The organism is Desulfoscipio gibsoniae DSM 7213, assembly GCF_000233715.2.
GTDB lineage: Bacteria > Bacillota > Desulfotomaculia > Desulfotomaculales > Desulfallaceae > Sporotomaculum > Sporotomaculum gibsoniae.
In genome coordinates this window covers 1,216,630-1,235,116 of the sequence record NC_021184.1, presented here as the reverse complement: position 1 = coordinate 1,235,116, position 18,487 = coordinate 1,216,630, and the positions used below count along the sequence as shown (strand labels likewise).

General features: G+C 48.6%; 17 protein-coding genes. 4 read left to right on the top strand and 13 right to left on the bottom strand.

The window, feature by feature from the left end; genetic code table 11:
- Positions 1-585: 585 nt before the first annotated feature.
- The 3 genes from groL to DESGI_RS05665 form a co-directional block, all read right to left on the bottom strand.
- On the bottom strand, positions 586-2,229 hold the full coding sequence (gene groL, locus DESGI_RS05675) for a chaperonin GroEL (protein WP_006523740.1): 1,644 nt from the start codon (positions 2,227-2,229) through the stop codon (positions 586-588).
- Positions 2,230-2,300: 71 nt separating this feature from the next.
- The gene (groES, locus tag DESGI_RS05670; protein ID WP_006523739.1) at positions 2,301-2,585 is read right to left on the bottom strand and encodes a co-chaperone GroES; all 285 of its coding nucleotides are present in this window, start codon (positions 2,583-2,585) and stop codon (positions 2,301-2,303) included.
- 340 nt (positions 2,586-2,925) lie between these two features.
- Complete coding sequence (locus tag DESGI_RS05665; RefSeq protein ID WP_006523738.1) at positions 2,926-3,420, bottom strand: MogA/MoaB family molybdenum cofactor biosynthesis protein; 495 nt, start codon at positions 3,418-3,420, stop codon at positions 2,926-2,928.
- 240 nt (positions 3,421-3,660) lie between these two features.
- On the opposite strand from DESGI_RS05665, the gene fdhD reads away from it, so the two are divergent.
- Positions 3,661-4,437 (top strand): formate dehydrogenase accessory sulfurtransferase FdhD, encoded by a 777-nt coding sequence (gene fdhD, locus DESGI_RS05660; RefSeq protein ID WP_006523737.1) that lies wholly within the window; start codon positions 3,661-3,663, stop codon positions 4,435-4,437.
- 36 nt (positions 4,438-4,473) lie between these two features.
- Here the strand turns inward: fdhD and DESGI_RS05655 are convergent, their stop codons facing one another.
- From DESGI_RS05655 to DESGI_RS05625, 7 genes are all read right to left on the bottom strand, one after another.
- Positions 4,474-6,402: a molybdopterin biosynthesis protein gene (locus DESGI_RS05655; protein ID WP_006523736.1), complete on the bottom strand. Its 1,929-nt coding sequence runs from the start codon at positions 6,400-6,402 to the stop codon at positions 4,474-4,476.
- A 447-nt stretch (positions 6,403-6,849) separates the two neighbouring features.
- The gene (locus DESGI_RS05650; protein WP_006523735.1) at positions 6,850-8,085 is read right to left on the bottom strand and encodes a molybdopterin molybdotransferase MoeA; all 1,236 of its coding nucleotides are present in this window, start codon (positions 8,083-8,085) and stop codon (positions 6,850-6,852) included.
- Positions 8,086-8,208: 123 nt separating this feature from the next.
- Positions 8,209-8,391, bottom strand: a complete 183-nt coding sequence (locus DESGI_RS05645; RefSeq protein WP_006523734.1) for a hypothetical protein — start codon at positions 8,389-8,391, stop codon at positions 8,209-8,211.
- A 337-nt stretch (positions 8,392-8,728) separates the two neighbouring features.
- A complete protein-coding gene (locus DESGI_RS05640; protein ID WP_006523733.1) occupies positions 8,729-9,055 on the bottom strand; it encodes a MoaD/ThiS family protein in 327 nt (108 codons plus the stop codon).
- 210 nt (positions 9,056-9,265) lie between these two features.
- Entirely contained in the window at positions 9,266-10,048 is a 783-nt protein-coding gene (locus tag DESGI_RS05635) for a YkgJ family cysteine cluster protein (protein ID WP_006523732.1), read from the bottom strand.
- Positions 10,049-10,089: 41 nt separating this feature from the next.
- Positions 10,090-11,349 (bottom strand): MFS transporter, encoded by a 1,260-nt coding sequence (locus DESGI_RS05630; protein ID WP_006523731.1) that lies wholly within the window; start codon positions 11,347-11,349, stop codon positions 10,090-10,092.
- Positions 11,350-11,518: 169 nt separating this feature from the next.
- Positions 11,519-11,980, bottom strand: a complete 462-nt coding sequence (locus DESGI_RS05625) for a hypothetical protein (RefSeq protein WP_006523730.1) — start codon at positions 11,978-11,980, stop codon at positions 11,519-11,521.
- 594 nt (positions 11,981-12,574) lie between these two features.
- On the opposite strand from DESGI_RS05625, the gene DESGI_RS05620 reads away from it, so the two are divergent.
- The 3 genes from DESGI_RS05620 to DESGI_RS05610 all read left to right on the top strand — a co-directional run bounded on the left by DESGI_RS05620 (position 12,575) and on the right by DESGI_RS05610 (position 14,631).
- Positions 12,575-12,952, top strand: a complete 378-nt coding sequence (locus tag DESGI_RS05620) for a hypothetical protein (RefSeq protein WP_006523729.1) — start codon at positions 12,575-12,577, stop codon at positions 12,950-12,952.
- Positions 12,953-13,101: 149 nt separating this feature from the next.
- Complete coding sequence (locus DESGI_RS05615) at positions 13,102-13,728, top strand: GNAT family N-acetyltransferase (protein ID WP_006523728.1); 627 nt, start codon at positions 13,102-13,104, stop codon at positions 13,726-13,728.
- A 252-nt stretch (positions 13,729-13,980) separates the two neighbouring features.
- Positions 13,981-14,631 (top strand): GNAT family N-acetyltransferase, encoded by a 651-nt coding sequence (locus tag DESGI_RS05610; RefSeq protein WP_006523727.1) that lies wholly within the window; start codon positions 13,981-13,983, stop codon positions 14,629-14,631.
- Positions 14,632-14,654: 23 nt separating this feature from the next.
- On the opposite strand, the gene DESGI_RS05605 is transcribed toward DESGI_RS05610, so the two are convergent.
- The 3 genes from DESGI_RS05605 to acsB all read right to left on the bottom strand — a co-directional run bounded on the left by DESGI_RS05605 (position 14,655) and on the right by acsB (position 18,468).
- Entirely contained in the window at positions 14,655-14,936 is a 282-nt protein-coding gene (locus DESGI_RS05605) for a DUF503 domain-containing protein (protein WP_006523726.1), read from the bottom strand.
- Between the two features lie 332 nt (positions 14,937-15,268).
- Complete coding sequence (locus tag DESGI_RS05600; protein ID WP_006523725.1) at positions 15,269-15,613, bottom strand: hypothetical protein; 345 nt, start codon at positions 15,611-15,613, stop codon at positions 15,269-15,271.
- Between the two features lie 659 nt (positions 15,614-16,272).
- Entirely contained in the window at positions 16,273-18,468 is a 2,196-nt protein-coding gene (gene acsB / locus DESGI_RS05595; protein WP_006523724.1) for an acetyl-CoA decarbonylase/synthase complex subunit alpha/beta, read from the bottom strand.
- Positions 18,469-18,487: the final 19 nt, after the last annotated feature.

The following is an 18,487-nucleotide window of genomic DNA, read 5'->3' as shown; positions in this document are numbered from 1 at the left end:
CTATTTATTCCAATCTCTTTTGGTGCCCGGTTGACATTGCTGATTTTTCGTTATAATATTTATTTAAATAGGGAATACAAGAACCAATTAACAGTTTGCGTTGCCTCGACCCGCCGGGGTTTAGGTTTGGCCCTTAAAACTACTGTAATAGTTTTAAGGGCTTTTACATTAACCTCGATTAGTCATTTGAACAACGAGGGTTAGGAAAAGTATTACCGCAATGATAACTTGTATAGTATCACTTATGGCAATCACCCTACCTCACCCCCTTTCATTGGAATACTATTATTCCCGGTAGGTGAGGTCTGTTTAGTTAGTTATGTATTCCCTTTGTTGATTATACCATATATATCCTTATATTTCCTCTCTTTTTGCGAGTGAACTTTCCTGGTTTCTGATGATGACACCACCCGGTATATATATCTATCTGCATGTTACAAAGCCAGCAAAGAGAAAGACTCCCCAAAAATTCAGCGAACTAATGGGAAGTCTTTAACTAAAACAATTCCTATGTTACCTTTCCGTTACCTTTGCGGCTTCATAAACCACGCAAACCCTTATATTTTCAGGGGTTTTTGGTGCGTTTTACATCATGCCACCCATTCCGCCCATGCCGCCCATTCCGGGAGGCATGCCGCCGCCGCCCTTGTTATCTTCGGGCTTTTCAGCCACCAGTGTTTCAGTGGTCAAGATCATGGCCGCGATGCTGGCTGCGTTTTGCAGCGCGGAGCGAGTAACTTTAGCCGGGTCAACGATACCGGCATCGATCATATTCACATATTCACCGGAGAGAGCGTTAAAGCCCACACCTGCTTCAGCAACCCGTACTTTTTCAACAACAACGGAACCTTCCATACCAGCATTGCTGGCAATCTGGCGCAGGGGCTCTTCCAATGCCCGGCGGACAATGTCTACACCCACTTTTTCATCCATGGTCTCCGTAGTCAGATCAGTCAGAGCGTTAATGCCCTGCACATAGGCCACGCCACCGCCGGATACAATACCTTCTTCAACTGCGGCCCTGGTAGCGTTCAGAGCGTCCTCAATACGCAGTTTCTTTTCCTTCAATTCGGTTTCAGTAGCAGCACCAACCTGGATAACAGCCACGCCACCAGCCAGCTTGGCCAGGCGCTCCTGCAGTTTTTCCCGGTCGAAGTCGGAAGTGGTTTCTTCAATTTGCTTCTTAATTTGGGTTACCCGGGCGGTAATATCATCGGTACTGCCGGCACCACCCACGATGATGGTTTCTTCTTTCTTAATACGAACCTTGGAAGCCCGACCCAGCATGGTGATATCGGCTTTATCCAGCTTTAAGCCCACTTCTTCGGAAATCACGGTGCCGCCGGTCAGAATACCGATATCCTGCAGCATGGCCTTGCGGCGATCGCCAAATCCGGGGGCCTTGACAGCCACGCAGGTGAAAGTGCCGCGGAGTTTGTTCAGCACCAAAGTAGCCAGCGCTTCACCTTCAACATCTTCAGCAATGATGACCAGGGCTTTGCCGGACTGTACAACTTTTTCCAGCACCGGCAAAATGTCGGCCACTGCGGAAATCTTACGGTCAGTGATTAAAATATAGGGATCATCCAAATTAGCTTCCATTTTATCGGTGTCGGTGATCATGTAGGGGGATATGTAACCCCGGTCAAAATTCATCCCTTCTACAACTTCCAGGGTGGTACCGATACCTTTGGATTCCTCAACAGTAATTACACCGTCTTTACCCACTTTTTCCATAGCGTCGGCAATCAGGTTGCCAATGGAATCATCGTTGGCAGAGATTGAAGCAACCTGGGCAATGGCAGACTTGCTTTCCACAGTTTTAGCGGAACCTTTAATGGCATCCACTGCTTTTTCAACGGCCTTTTCAATGCCCCGCTTGATAATCATAGGGTTGGCACCGGCGGCTACGTTTTTCAAACCTTCCCGCACAAGGGCCTGGGCCAGCAGTGTGGCAGTAGTGGTACCGTCACCGGCTACATCGTTAGTTTTAGTGGCCACTTCTTTAACCAGCTGGGCACCCATATTTTCAAACGGATCTTCCAGTTCAATTTCTCTCGCAATGGTCACGCCATCATTGGTAATCATAGGCGAACCAAATTTTTTCTCCAACACAACATTGCGGCCTTTGGGACCCAGGGTAACCTTAACCGCTTCAGCCAGCGCGTTTACGCCCTTTTCCAGCGCTTTACGGGCATCTTCGCGGAAAATAATTTCTTTACCTGCCACTTAAACTTACCTCCTTCAATTGTTGATATATAATCATTAAAGAACTTGCCAGTGATTGTTGCTACAGCGCATTACTCAATGACGCCGAGGATGTCCATTTCCCGCAGGATCAAGTACTCAACCTCGTCGATTTTAATGTCATTGCCTGCATACTTGGAAAACAGCACCTTGTCCCCTGCTTTCAGGTCAATAGCTACGCGCTGCCCGTTATCCAACAGACGGCCTGAACCCACGGCCACTACTTCACCTTGCTGCGGCTTTTCCTTGGCCGTATCCGGCAGCACAATACCGCTTTTGGTTACTTCTTCGCTGGGCAGAGGCTTTACAACCACCCGATCGCCTAAAGGTCTTATCACAAAAACCCCTCCTTAATATTATTTTGATAAAGTATTGAGCGGTTTTATTTATTGTTAGCACTCATTGGAGCCGAGTGCTAATACCCAAGTAATATAATATAGAACGAGCCAACCAAAAGCAAGTATTTTTTCACAAGAAATTACCCTTATTTTTAAAAAAAAGGACAATCTTTTAAATATTGCTCGGGCTTTCTCCTTCTATATTGTAATTAAAGCCTATTTTTATTAAAACACCTAGAAATATTTTCCCACAATTAAACTGGTTTTATACGGTAATATTTCAAAAAATTCGGCATTACGCTTATTTTAGGCCGTTACACGTGTATCATCATCTTAACAGCTATCCCGCGCTGCCGCAATCTTGTGCCTGCCCGGTGAGTATCTCCAGGCCGTGGGGCAGTGCAGGAAGAATTGCTTCCAGGCACTCCCGCACGCCTTTAGGGCTGCCGGGTAAATTAACTATAAGGGTACTATGCCTGATACCCGCCACTGCCCGGGAAAGCATGGCCCGGTTGGTTTTTTTCATACTTTCCAAGCGCATAGCCTCGGCCAGGCCAGGTGCCTCACGATGGATTACCGCCCGTGTGGCCTCGGGAGTATTATCCCTCGGGCTAAAACCCGTGCCCCCGGTGGTAATAATAAGATCAAGCCGGCCACGGTCAACTAAATCAATCAGTGTTTCCACGATGGTGTCATAATCATCGGGGATAACGCGGTACTCTGCTACCGTCCACCCCTGCTGCGCCACCAATTCCCCGATTACTCCGGCGCTGCGGTCCTCGCGTTCGCCCCGCGAACCCTTATCGCTCATAGTTAAAATTGCCACTTTGAACACTTTATAAGCCTCCTTATGTTACACATCATGTACGTCGCTCCTTGGCTTAATAATCATTGATAAACGTTATTGGACATAACATCCTTTTACCTCGACTTTCAGTTTAAGCACCAACATTGACCTTTTACCACCAACTACTTTCAATAGGCGGGTTATAAAATCTGAAAACGAAAAAATATATTGCATTGTTTATATCCAAATATGTACAATTGGGTTATCAAACTTTTGGAGGGATAGCTTTTGACTGGTCAAACACCTGTAACAATTGAAAAAATATCCGGCCACGACCGCACCTGCACAGAAGACGTGGTCGTCCGGGAAACAGCCATAACCCTTTATTTAAATAACACTGAGCTGGTTACGTTAATTTGCTCCCCCATGAACTTGCGTGAATTATGCTATGGCTTTCTATTTGCCGAGGGCATTATTGCCGGAGCGGATGACATTGCCGGTTTTTCTCATAATGAGGCCGACGGCTTGGTCTGGGTGGAAACCCGACGCCCGGTGCAAGCCGAAAAGAATTTCCTTAAGCGGCACGTAGCCTCCTGCTGCGGGAGGGGTCGGGCTTCCTTTTATTTTGTTAATGACACCGGCATCGCCCCCGTAGCAGCTGAGCTGCGCATTTCCACCACCGCCATTGTGGCCCTGCGCAAGGAAGTAGAGCACCGCTCCGCACTATTTGCTGCCACAGGAGGCGTGCACGGGGCTGCCCTCAGTGACGGTGAACAGATCCTTTGCTTTTTTGAAGATGTGGGCCGCCACAATGCGCTGGACAAAATTACCGGCTGGTGCTTATTGCATGGGATAACAACCCGGGATAAGGTGCTGCTTTTTTCCGGGCGGGTATCCTCGGAAATACTGGTTAAATCAGCCCGCCTGGGTGTACCCGTGATTATATCCCGCTCCGCCCCTACGGATCTGGCCCTTGAACTTGCTCGTCAGCTAAACATAACCGTGGTGGGTTTTGCCAGGGGCAACAAGATGAATATTTACACCCTGGGGGAACGGATTGTATAAGCACCGGTTGCACCAGTTTGGAGAGCCGCTCTGCCACTACCCCCGGCTGTCGTACATTATTTTGCCACAGTCCCTCAGGTCGTAGCCGCCCAGGCTTTGGACTTCCTGCTGAAAGGCGGGTTCGGCGATTACCTCTAACAGCCGCTTTATGTACGGAGTGTCATAGTAAGCACCTGGAATACATAAATCGTAACGTTCCTCGACCACGGGTACAAAGTCCAGACCCAAGGCCAGGGCCGCGGCCCGTATGCCCATGCCGGCGTCGGCCGATCCCGAGGCTACCGCCGCAGCCACGGCCATATGAGTGTATTCCTCACGCTCGTAACCCTTGATTTCGTCGGGATTAATGCTCTGCTCTTTAAGTTTGAAATCAAACAAAATGCGCGTGCCTGCACCACGCTGCCGGTTAATATAACTAAGACCCCGGGCTGCCAGATCCCTCACCCCTTGAATGTCGTGGGGATTACCGGGTGCTACTATCAAACCCTGCTCCCGGTGCACAAGATTGACTAAAACAACAGGTTGATCGGCCAGCAGTCGCTTAATGTAGGACACGTTATAATCGCCGGTTTGCTCGTCCAGTAAATGGGTTCCGGCACAGTGGGCCTCACCCCGCTTCAAGGCGCTCAATCCTCCCAGACTGCCCACATGGGCCGATGAAAGGGTGGCGAAGGGATATTTTTGGCGCAGGTGGTTGGCCAGCACATCCAGGGCGATATCGTGACTGCCGATAATCACCGTTGTCTCTCGCACTTCCTCCAGCGGGCGCATCAATTCCACCGACACGGACTGCCCGGCGTTGTAACCCTCAGAAAGCCTGGGCACCCGCAGCATACCATCGGCCCGCACCATCGACATAATCACCCCGGCTCCCCGGGAAATAGCCGTGGCAATGATTTTATCCCCTACCTGGCCGAGTTTGACCCGGACAAATTCTTCTGTGCCCATAGGAGATACAATTTTACGGGATACTATGGCACTGGTCTTTTCCCGGGCGGGTGGCACCGCTCCCAGCTTGCTATAAATAATGGGCTTGACAAACAGCTCGGCTGCCAACACCGCAGATACCGAGTAACCGGGCACTCCCACCACCGGCTTGCCCGCCACCTCACCCAGCACCACAGGCTTACCGGGCTTGATGGCAACCCCGTGGGTGAGCACACGCCCCAGCTCGCCGATAAGCTCGGCGGTAAAATCCTCCCGTCCAGCAGATGAACCCGCGTTAATCAGCACTACGTCATACTCCGATACCGCTTCCTGCAGCCGCGCTTTCAAAGCCTGGTAATCGTCGGCGGTAATTTCCCGGCGCCGGGGGGCCCCGCCCCATTCAGCCACCATTGCGCCCAGCACCCGGGTGTTATATTCAATAATATCTCCGGGCTGAAGTTGCACTCCGGGCTGCACCAGCTCGGTACCTGTTGGCAAAAGCGCCACCTTGGGCCGGGGATGCACGGCAATTTCCGTCAACCCGCCGGCCAATATGCCGCCCAAGTCGACAGGGCGCAACCGGTGGTTGGCGGGCACAATCATTTCGGTAGCTACCACATCCTCGCCAATCACCCTAACATGCTGCCAGGGCACCGCTCCGGCAGTAATTTCAAACACGCTTTCTTCAATAAAATGCACGTCCTCAATCATAATAACGGCGTCGCACTCCGGCGGCAGGGGATCCCCGGTATCCACCACAGCTGCTCGGGGACCCAGGGACAGCTTTTTAGGAGTGGCATCGGAGGCGCCAAAAGTGTCCGCAGCCTTTACCGCCACTCCGTCCATCGCAGCAGCGTGGTAATGTGGCGAAGAAGTTCGGGCATATACCGGCGCTGCGGTCACCCGGCCTGCCGCATCCTCCACCGCTATAAACTCACTGGGGCCCGGGGCAAGTGCACCAAGCCCGGCCAGATAATCAAGGTATTCCGCCAGCGCCTTATCCAGCGGCTTGTCCTCCAAGTAAACGTCCCTTTTCATTGTTTCACTCCGTTCGCCCAAAATAATGCATTGGTTTTTTTCGATAGAATAGCCTACAAACCATGTGTAATTTGCAAACAATTTGCAAACAACAAATGCAATTGCATCTTTCGCAAATAACTTTCAACTTTTCAACACTGGATCCGTTTAGGTGTAACAGTCAAATCCAACCAGACAATACATTTATCTATACACAAATCCGGTGGTACCTCACTCACTGTTTGCACTATATTATCGGAGCTATTGTTCGATGTGCCTTGTTCATGCTTCGTATGAATTTAAATTTAAAAGCATAGCTAAATCCAAAGCCCCGCTGGAACCTTAAACATAGGCTAAAGCTTAAAACTGATAGCCCTTCGTTAAAGGAGCCTTATTGTCTGCGCCTTATTGCCTTATTTATATATACAACTACTATGGTTAGTTTAAGAAAGTTTAAGCCTGACCCCATTAAAACAGCTTGACTTCGATATTTTCACCGGCTTCGATGCCTTCTTTTTCAGCAGGTATGCGGGCCAGACCATCTGCCTGCACCATTGTGCTGATCAGGCCTGATTTACCCAGCACGGGGTCAGCGATGACCTCGCCGTTTTCCTGATACAAACGGACCCGCAGATAGTCCTCCCGCCCGGCGGCTGAACGCATATTGCGGGTCAGCCGGGCACGTACGGGAAATTCCAGTTGATCCCGCAGGTAAAAGCCATACTTTAAAAGAGGTGTTACCAGCAGGTCAAACACCACCATTGCGGATACCGGGTGGCCGGGCAATCCGAATACCGGCTTGCCGTCCACCACAGCTCCCACCGTAGGCTTACCGGGCTTGATGGAAATGCCGTGAAACAGCACCCCCGGTGAGCCCAGGGTATCCAGCACCCGGGCCGCCACGTCCCTTGCGCCCACCGAGCTGCCGCCCGATAGCAGCACCAGATCACATTCAGCCAGCGCTTGCCGGAGCCTGTCCAAAAGCAATTTAAAATCATCCCTAATAATACCGTAAATGCAAGGCTGGGCACCGGCGGCGGCCGCCTGCCCATACAATGCGTAGGAATTAATGTCCCGCACCTGGCCTGGCCCGGGCTGCTCCCGGGTCTCCACCAATTCGTCGCCGGTGGATATTATACCCACCCGTGCCGGCATGAACACCGGCACATCGTCCACACCAACCGCCGCCAACAGCCCCAGATCCTGGGGCCTAAGTATGTGCCCCCGGGGCAGCACCCCGGCCCCAGGGGCGATATCTTCACCGGTGCGCACTATATAATCCCCCGGCGCCACCGGCCTGGTCACCCCGATGGTCATGTCATCGAGCTCTTCGGTATATTCCAGCATCACCACCGCGTCCGCTCCGGGCGGCAGCATACCCCCGGTGGGTATACGCCAGGCCTGTCCAACCCCGACTACGCCTGCGGTTCCGGCATCCCGCCCCATAAGCACTTCACCGGTTACGTCAAGGTAGGAGGGAAGGCTTTCCGTGGCCCCGAAGGTATCCCGGGCCCGCACAGCAAAGCCATCCATGGTAGAGCGGTCAAAGCCTGGAACCGCATCCACAGCCACCAAGTCTTGTGCCAGCCGGCGGCCCAATGCCTTGAGCAGTTGTACTTGCTCCACCGGGCAGGTAGTCTTGATATGCCCTCCCAACAGTTCCCGGGCCTCCCGCACCGTCCGGGCCTGAAACAGTTCACCCATAAAAATACCTCCAAACGCTTATCATCCTAGACCTAGATAGTAGTCCCATAGACGGCTCTCCAGGCACCCGACCGGCAACCCGGTTATGTTAAGTAACAAGCCGTATAACTACTGCGCTATCTTTTAGTCGAAGCAGCCCAACTCACAGCCAAAAAGCTTAATTTTAAGTTCATCCGCCATTTTGCCTATTTCCCGGGGCGCGACACCCAGATCAGCGGCAAGCTTTCTGGCTGCGGTGCAGCTCAGTCTGCCGTCCTTGGCCGCGTTTTGTACGGCAATTTTAATTTCTTCATTATTTTTAGTCATTTCTACCTCTCCTTTCAAACTTGCATGGCATCTGCCACTTGCTTGTTGCTAAATTTAAGACCACCTCGAGGTGACAACTCATACTTAGGCAACATTTCCAACCATTTCGTCCTGCTTTAATAAACATATTGTCATTATAAAGATACCCTTTATGACTATATTGTGCAACAGATTTAATTAACTTAACCGATAAAAAAATCCTGCTGGCGTTAAATTAACACCACAGGACTTAGTCTTGCTACACCGAACAGACACATAGCCAAACTGGTTTATAAAGCCCGCCTAACCGTAAAAGCTACTCCAAGCCGTGGAATTTCCGGCTCAATAAAAGCCAGAGCTAATTACCTGCATCCCCGGGCACTGAGTTATTTTGTTCCTTGGATGTTTTCACCAAGCCAAGTATGACCCTGTACGGGCCGGGGGTACCCGGCGGTACAAAGGCCACCCGGTCACCGGGGTGTACTGTGCGATCCAGCGGTCCGGCTAGACCGTTAATAAAAACTCCCTCTATTTTCTCCCGGGGCAAGTCCATGCGCCGGGCCAGCTCTTCGGCAGTACATTCACCATCCAGGGGCACCTGCACGGGAAAAGGCCAGCCACGCTGGTCAAATATCTCTTTAAGAAAAGAAAAACCTCTAACCTCAACCATATCATTATGCACCATCACCACAAATCACTCCCCTAAAACACAACTACCATTTTATTAAGTGTGGTTATTATATCATACTATAAATACCATTTACCAATACAGGGTAACAAGTTTAATTGATACCCTTTTATGGGGTTATTTTCATCAATATGTTTTATGTTGACACCCCCGATCTTCATATTAAAAAAATGTCCATTATTGGTGCCAAACTAAATCATTTAACTTTCAACTTTCAACACCCGGTACCACTTCGTCCCTTATTTGCATTGACTTGCGCAAATCAAAATCTCGGGCCAGCCAGCGAAAGCCGAACTGCAGCAGCGCCAGGTCATTATCTTTGATCCTTTGCGCCGTCTTCCCGTCCACCCCGAAGGTGCTTAGAAAACTACTTTCAAATACATAACGGCGGAACATATCCAGATCATAGCAGGTCATGTAAAACATTTCCCGTATATGTTCATCCAGGGCAGGCATCCCGGTAAAACTTAGGTTCTGGGGGATTTTATCAAATTCCTGCTCCAGTTCACCGTAATTATCATTACCCTGGTTTTGCATCCACTCATCCACTGTCCACTCCCTGTCCTCCAGCAAGCCATGGCAGTGGTCACTATCAAAGGCAAACCCGTACTTGTTTTCACCTCGTATTTCTACCGGAGCCATACGACAGGACCAGGGCCTTTCATCGTAAACCGAGCAGCCCCGTTCTGTGACAAAGGGACATACCAAGTCGGCGTCTTCCCGCATTTTGATAATCACCAAGGGGAACCTAAGCCGACCGGGCTGAAGTCTGGTGGTATAACGCTGCAAAAATTCTCCGGTACTCAACCCCAGCTTTCTGCTCATACGCAGAACATCATAGGGCGAAAGAAATATATTGATATCCCGGCAGCACCGGTTAAAGCATGCCAATTTTTCATGGCACAAAAATCGAAACTTGGCATCCCCGGCAAACTCAGTATGCCTACCCTGTGGCAGTTGCCGGTCGGTTTTTGACGATTGATTAAGCATAATATCACCTCACAATATATAGTGGTAAATGATTATCAAAATTATATTCGGGAATAAATCTTACTCACCTGCTCACGAGCTGCCTGTAGAGACAGACCCAGCAGAAGCACTATCACCAGCGCAATCACAAGGCCGGCAGTAACACCCGGCCAGCTCCAGTAGTGCCACAAAAAGCCCAGCCCGGTGCTGCCAAAGCTGCCCCCTACGTAATAGCACACCAGATACAGACCCATTGCGCTGGCCTTAGACTGCCTGGCTTGTTTATTTACCCAGGCGCTGGCCGCAGCATGAACGGCAAAGAAACCAAAACAAAAGGTTAAAAGACCAATGACGATTATCCACAGTGAGGGTAAAAGCAGCACCACCACCCCGCACAGCGCAATCAGTGCCCCCAGAACCACGGCCAGCCGGCTGCCCGCCACATCAATAAAACGACCCGATAAAGTGGAACTTACCGTGCCTGCAAGGTACGTCATAAACAGCCAGCCCACAGCGGCGGGCGAAAGATTATAAGGGGCCGCGCTCAGGCGAAAGGTTATATAGTTAAAAATACCTACAAAGCAAAACATGCTAAAAAAGGCAATTCCGTACCCTTTTAGCAAGGTGACATTTTTTATATGTGACCACATGGCCACTACCGCGGTGCGCAGACCCGCGGAGCGGGGTTTAAAGTGAGTGGACGGGGGCAATAAATAGTAAAACAGTATCACTCCCACCACACCTATAATGCCCATCACCATAAAAGAAACCCTCCAGGAGTAGGACTCGGCCATGATACCGCTAATCACACGACCGCCCATGCCGCCGACGGAATTACCACTGATATACAATCCCACCGCCAACCCCAGCGCCCGGCTGTCAAACTCTTCACCCAAGTAAGCCATTGCCACCGAAGGCAGTCCGGCCAGAAGAAATCCTTGGGCAATACGTATCAACAATAGCTGGTTAAATGATGAAATAAAAGGTGCCAGCAATACCGGCACAGCTGCCAGGGCCATTGTCCAAAACATCACCGGGCGGCGCCCCACGGCATCGGATATGGTTCCCCAGAAAAGCATGGCCACGCCAAGGGAGAATATGGCCAGTGATATCGTCAGGCTGGATGCTGCGGGGGAAACTCCGAACTCGTCCACCAGCAGCGGCAGCAGGGGTTGGGTAAGATATAAATTGGCAAAGGTAAGAAATGAAGCGATAAAAAGCGCCAGCGAGGCCCTTCTGAACCCCGCTGTACCCGGTAAAAAACGCTGGCCGGGCGCCGTTGTTTGCACATTAAAGCTGTAGTCGTTTGACAGCCGGGCCATTAATGAGTACCCCCCGTTGTATTTTGATTACACTTTACCATTATACATCTTACATTTCGCACTCTCAAGCAAGTCCCCCGAGATAAGCCCGAAGACTTGTCCCCAAAGCTTCATTTGCGCAAATGTTTTTGATCTATTTATTTGGGACTTAGTATTTAATTCCCGGTTTCTACGACAAAATACCAACTGCCGATTGGTCTTTGCCCACTTGGTCGCATAATTGTCGTATTAAGTCCACGGTTCCATTGAGGCGCAAAAAATCATCTGCCATCTGTTCACTCGCCGGGAAAAAGGCCGCCACCTCCCGATTATTTATAATCAGTGCCCGACCCGGCTGTGCATCGTAAAGCATATCGTCTGTAATGTCAATAAACAGGCGGGTATAAGCAGGCTTGCCCTGGGACGATTTGATCACCGACTGCATATACAGGTAACTGCCCCAGGGCACTTTACTCTCCCTGGTTATTTTGGAAAAATTACCGTCGCCGGCCCGGCCGGCCACTATACCGGCCAGTACCGCCGGAAAATCCAACATGTCACCGCATTTTCCCACGTGCACCATCCGTACCACCCGCCAGCACCATTGCTGGTTAAATGTATCCAGGAACAGGTCTTCATTTAACGGCATCATAATAACTACCTTTCTAAAATAATTATATGATTTCACTGTGGCTTTTAAAAAGTTTAAGCTCTTGTACTCTTCCTATCCTTAGCATGGGCGTGTATACTAATTTTCAAATTACCTTTTTACAGATTTAACTTTACCACAACTTACACAAAATATAAGCAAGCTGTAAAGACAATCCTAAAGAACAGCGCTTATTAAAAATGACATATTCAAATCAACTATCTACATTACCGACACGTCGTTTTACATAAGCACTTAGATTTTTAGCAGATTTTTCATTAATTACTTCCCCAGTTGTCCCGGCCTTGATATAATTGAATAATGACACCAATTTTTAATTTTACACATTAGTACCTCTACACAGAAATCACTCCCTTTTGAAAGTGACAATGTTAGCATCTAAAGCCTTTATTTTTTAAAAACAATCTGCTTTCACCGGAGGATACAGCCAAACCGGTGTTACAAAGCAATGATATTGTTATACTAAAGATGTCACATCACCTTGAAGGAAAGGGTAAAATATTAAAAATTTAAGGCAGGCGACCAGCGGAACATTAGCAATTAATAACCAATATATTTTAGAAAGGCGGATTTATAATGACTGGTATGGTAAGACATTTCGGTATCGGCCTTTTAATATACGAAGACATCATTGATTGGGATAACTATGAATCTAAGGTTGACCCGGTGATGAAAATGGAGTTTGAGTTCGACGGTGTGCGCAAAAAAGTATACGAGGTGATTATTGTTCCCGTTGACCGTCCATACATTGGGGTGATACTGCCCAGCTTATGGGGCAAAATACGCTCGGCCGGATTGGGCGGACATGAGATCGAGTTGGATGATGTAGATCCCCGGAGTATCGGGGTTAGCGTATATGCCCTGGATACCGCCGCTACGATATTAAATAAGATATCCACCCGCAAAATCAGCCTAAAAGAGCTGCAACTGCGCTTTTATGAATACTGGGTATAATCCAGAGTAATGGCACATAAACAGAAAATTTTTAATATAGGCACTTAATTTCCATGTATTGCAAACGTACTTAAACAGCATTTATAATATGTTCATGTTAAAAACTAAGGCTGAGCGGTATATTCCAGTGTGGTCAAGGAGGTTTTTGCATGATCCAACAGGTTATCCACGAAACACCCAGGGGAATTATATATATTGAAGGTCCATGCCCGGGTACTTACCTAGCTGAATTGACCATGAATAACAAATTAACCAATTTTCGTCCTCCTGATAAACAAAAAGAGGCGCTGATCAGGATCACCCAAATGCCCCATGGTATGATTTATATAGCCAGGCATGAAAAAGAAATAGTTGGTTACATCACTTTCCACCGACCCGATGAAATCTCCCGCTGGATTAAGCACCCCCGCGTTTTAGAATTGGGTGGTATTGAAATAAGTTCAGACTGGCGCCGCTTAAAAATTGCCGAAAGTATTTTGCAAGCAGGCTTTGCCAATCCTGTGATGGAGGATTATATTATCATTACCATGGAAATGTGCTGGCATTGGGACACCCGCAACACAAAACTGGATATTTGGGCCTACCAAAAGGTATTATGCAACCTGTTTGGCAGTGTGGGTATGAAAAAAACCCCCACTGACGATCCCGACATAACAGAGCATCCGGCCAATGTACTGATGGCCCGCACCGGGCAGAATGTCTCCCACAGCGACTTGATGCTATTTGAAAGCATGCGGTTCCAAAACAAATTTGGCAACGCAGTGAACCTGCTTTAACTTATTTTATCACTTGGAATACAGTATAGTGCCTCAGTGTCAAGATTAGTTATAGCCACCCCTTGGTTAATCAGGAGGTGGCTTTATATTTTAATTAGGTCTTGACGTAATACTTTAGTACATACAATAATTTTACAACATCTTAAACAACATTTATAATATTTGAAAAGTTAAGAAATAAGCTAAGCGGCAATATAATATACTTATTATCCTATCATAGGAATTTAGCGGTATGGTCCAGGAGGTTTATGCATGATTCGACAGATTGTCTATCATACACCAAAGGGTGTTGTATATATTGAAGGTCCCTGCCCAGGATTATATCTGGATAGATTGACCATGAATAGTAAACTTACAAATTTTCGCCCTGCTAAAAAACAAAAGGAAGCGCTGATTATGATTACCACAACACCGCACGGCATGATTTATATTGCCAGACACAAAAAAGAAATAGTAGGCTACATCACCTTCCACCGACCAGATGAAAGCTCCCGCTGGTTTAACCACCCCCGAGTTTTGGAACTGGGTGGTATTGAGATTAGCCCGGACTGGCGTCGCTTAAAAATTGCCGAAAATATTTTACAAGCAGGTTTTACCAATCCAGTGTTAGAAGATTTCATTGTTATCACTATGGAAATAAGCTGGTACTGGGATACCGGCAACACAAAACTAGATACCTTTGCTTACCGCAAGGTGCTATGCAACCTGTTTGGCAGTGTAGACATGCAAAAAATCCCCACCGACGATCCCGATATAACAGAACATCCAGCCAATGTTTTAATGGCACGTATCGGGCAAAATGTCTCTTCTGGTGATATAACTCTATTTGAAAGTATGTGCTTTCAAAATAAAGATATCAATGCAGAGAATGTGCTAAACAATTACCAATTACGTGGATTATAGTCAAGTAGTCAAGATTATTATCATTAAAGAAGTTCCTTCTCCACACTAATAACTTCAACACCATTATGGTTTTCCACAAATCGCACTACCGAGTCCAGTATGTTTTGCATGTACGACATATCGCCGCTGACAGCGCTTATGCCTACCGTGGAATATTTCCAATTGTCCTGTCTGCCAACCTCCGCTACCGATATATTAAAGCGATGTTTCAGCCTTTCCAACAGGCTTTTTAACACCTTTCTTTTGTCTTTTAGTGATTCCGCCCCGGCCAGTAATAACTCCAGGGTTAATATCCCCACAACCATTACTTATCCCTCCCCATGTTTACCGTTCTTTAAATTGTTTGGATATATGTTACCCCAAATAGACACCAATACACCGCACGCCAACAACACCAGTGGTCATATATAAGGCTGAGGTTTTATAACCCGCTATTGGCTGGAGCATGATGCCCCTTACACTACTATGGATGAACTTTAACCATAGAATGGTTGTGGCAGGTCATGTTAATCATAAGCTGTATTCCTATAGACAAGCATCCTTTACCGCACAAACCCGACAAAGCTCTGTGGAAGAGTTTGGCTCGAAAAGCAAAAAGCCCCCTTACCCAGTAGTGGACAAGGGGACCTGCAGCACGTCAATAATCAAGATTACGCATAAATTCATTATACTCATTTTCCGAAACCGTACGCCAGCTTAACTTACCAGAACGCGACACCCCAATAAGCTGGTGAATAATCTCCGTTTCTTCAATATGCGGCGCCAAATCAATTTTTTGCGTACCTTGCGGCGTTCCACTAAATAATATAACCGGTTCCTCAACACTGCCCTCCACCCATTTGCCTTCATAGCTTTCGTAATCTTTCATCTGAAAGGGTGGCTCTTTCAGCCAGTATATATACGTAATTCTAGCTTCCCCACCGGCCACCAGTAATGTTAACCGGAGATGGTCTTTATACATAATACACACTTTATTCAGCACTTTTAATCCACCCACATTATATGTGATATTTATCACTATTTTACTTTCTTTAACAACAAAAGTCAATAACCTATTGGCAGGCTAACTGCTCCTGTAGAACGTTGCAGTGATTGCAAGTGTAGTGACAAAATTATATGTTCATTGAATAGCCGGCAGCAGTTTTAATAAAATGAACTCGGAACTGTATTTTGAATAATAACCAGGTAGGCTGCTGCTTTTATAATTATGCCATTACTGATCCATTTTAACAACCCGTAAAATTATTGTTATTGTCCCTGGATAAACGATGCCGAATACAGCAAATATGAAGAGACAAACCCTGTAATAAAAATGTCACTACCTGGCCATACAAACATTGATAAAAAGGTTGCAGCTAATGCATGCCAATCCAACCGTTAAAAGCATAATATCATTCTCGCTACCTGCTTACAAAAAAAGTCCCTGGTCGGGGGGAGTTTTATCCGGCCAGGGGGAGGCTAAAGTATGCCAAGATTTAAAATTTATATTAACCTGCAGGCTACCCGGCCTACCTGATATATTACGTTAAACCCAGATTAACGGTTCATTCCGTCTAACCTGCATCACCGGTGGTAGCCTGCCGGTTATTTATCAACCAATGCTGCCACTATCTTAATCAAGCAGCTTAGCAACAGGTAAAATTACATCAAAGGATCCATAGTCAGTGCGGGGTGTCCTTTCTCATCCAGGAAGGACATGATTTCCTCACCGCTGGTACCTACGGTCTCGTCAGCAATCTTATCCACAAAATCTTTACCAAGACCGGCATTTTCAGCCGCTTCTTCCAGCGCAGCACGCAGCTCTTCCTTCAGTGCTTTGGGCATCCATACCATCCTGCCCAGACCGCCGTCGGCGGGCACAAACTTGGGTGAAGCCAGATATGATTTACCCATACCCATGAAGCCGGGCATCTGAGCACCGCCACCGATGGTACCGGCCAGCGTAGAGAAGGTCATGCCGGACGGGGTCATACCACTGTGCTCCCGGTTTACGACCATAAAGCCGTTGCATTCGGGCACCATGGCCAGGATGCACTCAAAGCAGCCGCAGGAGGTCATCGGGTATTCCATGATGGTATAGAAGTTAACGGCCTCAACACTGCGCTGCGAGTTATTAAAGGTAAACTCGTTGAAAGACTTCCACTGGCCCTTGACTTCGTCGATAACGCCTTCCTTGGGCACAGGCTGGTTGGCACCGTGCGGGTTAATTTCATAAGCCGCCTTGGCATCCAGCCAGCTCACCGCGCCGCACAGGCCGACCCGCTCGGGAGCGATCACGCACACGTGGGTGGGCGCAAAGCTCTGGCACAGGGTGCAGGAGTAGAAGGTGTCCACTTTCTCGTCCCGCAGTTCTTTAAGGCGGTCATCACGCTTCTTATAGTATTCCCGGGCCACTTCACGCATTTCCAGTACTTTTTGCTCATCAGTGTAAATGGTCACCGCAATACGGTCTACAATGGCGGAGAATTCAGACTTGAACTTGGCGTACAGTATTTCACCTATGTGTTTAATACGGAAGCCCTTGGCATAGGCGTCTTTACTGATGCGCATCCAGTTGATATCCCGCTGAGCCGTGTGCCATAAACCTTCGCCGTAGTTGGAGAAGTAGTGGATGCGACGCTCCAGCACGGGCTCAAAGTCTTCTTCCATCTTACGGCCGTATACGTCTACGACGATACCGATGGGCATCCGGCTGCCCTCGGGTACGGTGTCGACGTCCGGGCCGATCAGCTCGATTTTGCCGTCTTCAATAGTGTCATCGGCCATACGCACTAGCTCGAAGCCAGGGGTCTTGGTGCCGCCGAATTCAACGTACATATCTTTCTTACGAATGGACTCACCTTCAAAGGCGGGACCCACGGTAATAGGTACGTCGATATCCACAGAGGTGATTTTAATGCCCCGTACCTCAAGGCAGGTTTGCACGATCTTGTCATAGTCGGGCTCGCTGACGAACCAGTCTTTAATTTGCTTGTCCTCGGGCAGTTCCTGGTCGGTGATGACCGGGAAGCCCACGTTGATGGCGCCCATGGCGGCGGCGGTCTTGACCATGTCGTGTTCGCCCAGGTAAAGGATGAAGGCCAGCACGCGGCGGTGCTGGTAGTCACGCTGGGCGTCGTAAGCGCCCGGCTTAATGCCGCCGAACATCATGCCGGCCCGCAGGGCGTAGTTGGCGGCGTGTACTACCTGGGTGAAATTGCCCAGCGGGAAAGCAGCGTAATCCACACCCAGCTTGACGCCTTCTTCAAGCAGTTGTTCAATTATCTCGTCGCACAGGAACAGCATCAGGCCTTTGGCCATCAGGCTGTCCACAATCTTTTTGGCGGACTTGCTGTCTTTAGCGCGGCCCAAAATAACGGCTTCGCCGGGAATGGTCCAGTCCACCAGTTTGGTGCCGTACTGGCGCACCCCGGGGTCGCCGACGAACCCGGTCCAAGGAGATACATGCAGCGGATTTTCGGGAGTATTTTTAATATACCTGACGGCCTCGATGATATCGGCGGCGTACCAGGTAGCTTCGCCCCACTTGCGGGCATTGGCAAAGGTTTTCTCTTCTTTAACGGCGGCGCGCATACGGTTGAGCACCGGTACACAGTCGCCCAGAGTCTTAATTTCTTCACCGCTTAAGCAGCGGATGACGGGCAGATAATAAGCAGTATCCGGATAACCCACGGACTGGTCCTTGCCGTAGGTGCGAATAGCCTGGTTGAGCAGGATCTCCGCGTAGCTAAGTGCGGTAATGGTGCCCTCGTAGGCTTCCTTGAACAGCTTTTTGGGCTCCTTGCCCGCTTCTATGGCGCCTTCGAAAATTTGATCAAAGTTAATGGCTTCGCTCACTATCTATTTCCCTCCCTTT

What these genes read in the sequence shown, in the direction of transcription:
- DESGI_RS05655 (WP_006523736.1), bottom strand. Translation starts at nt 6,402, where the DNA reads ATGAAAAGGGACGTTTACTTGGAGGACAAGCCGCTGGATAAGGCGCTG.
- DESGI_RS05650 (WP_006523735.1), bottom strand. Translation starts at nt 8,085, where the DNA reads ATGGGTGAACTGTTTCAGGCCCGGACGGTGCGGGAGGCCCGGGAACTG.
- DESGI_RS05645 (WP_006523734.1), bottom strand. Translation starts at nt 8,391, where the DNA reads ATGACTAAAAATAATGAAGAAATTAAAATTGCCGTACAAAACGCGGCC.
- DESGI_RS05640 (WP_006523733.1), bottom strand. Translation starts at nt 9,055, where the DNA reads ATGGTGCATAATGATATGGTTGAGGTTAGAGGTTTTTCTTTTCTTAAA.
- DESGI_RS05635 (WP_006523732.1), bottom strand. Translation starts at nt 10,048, where the DNA reads ATGCTTAATCAATCGTCAAAAACCGACCGGCAACTGCCACAGGGTAGG.
- DESGI_RS05630 (WP_006523731.1), bottom strand. Translation starts at nt 11,349, where the DNA reads ATGGCCCGGCTGTCAAACGACTACAGCTTTAATGTGCAAACAACGGCG.
- DESGI_RS05625 (WP_006523730.1), bottom strand. Translation starts at nt 11,980, where the DNA reads ATGATGCCGTTAAATGAAGACCTGTTCCTGGATACATTTAACCAGCAA.
- DESGI_RS05620 (WP_006523729.1), top strand. Translation starts at nt 12,575, where the DNA reads ATGACTGGTATGGTAAGACATTTCGGTATCGGCCTTTTAATATACGAA.
- DESGI_RS05615 (WP_006523728.1), top strand. Translation starts at nt 13,102, where the DNA reads ATGATCCAACAGGTTATCCACGAAACACCCAGGGGAATTATATATATT.
- DESGI_RS05610 (WP_006523727.1), top strand. Translation starts at nt 13,981, where the DNA reads ATGATTCGACAGATTGTCTATCATACACCAAAGGGTGTTGTATATATT.
- DESGI_RS05605 (WP_006523726.1), bottom strand. Translation starts at nt 14,936, where the DNA reads ATGGTTGTGGGGATATTAACCCTGGAGTTATTACTGGCCGGGGCGGAA.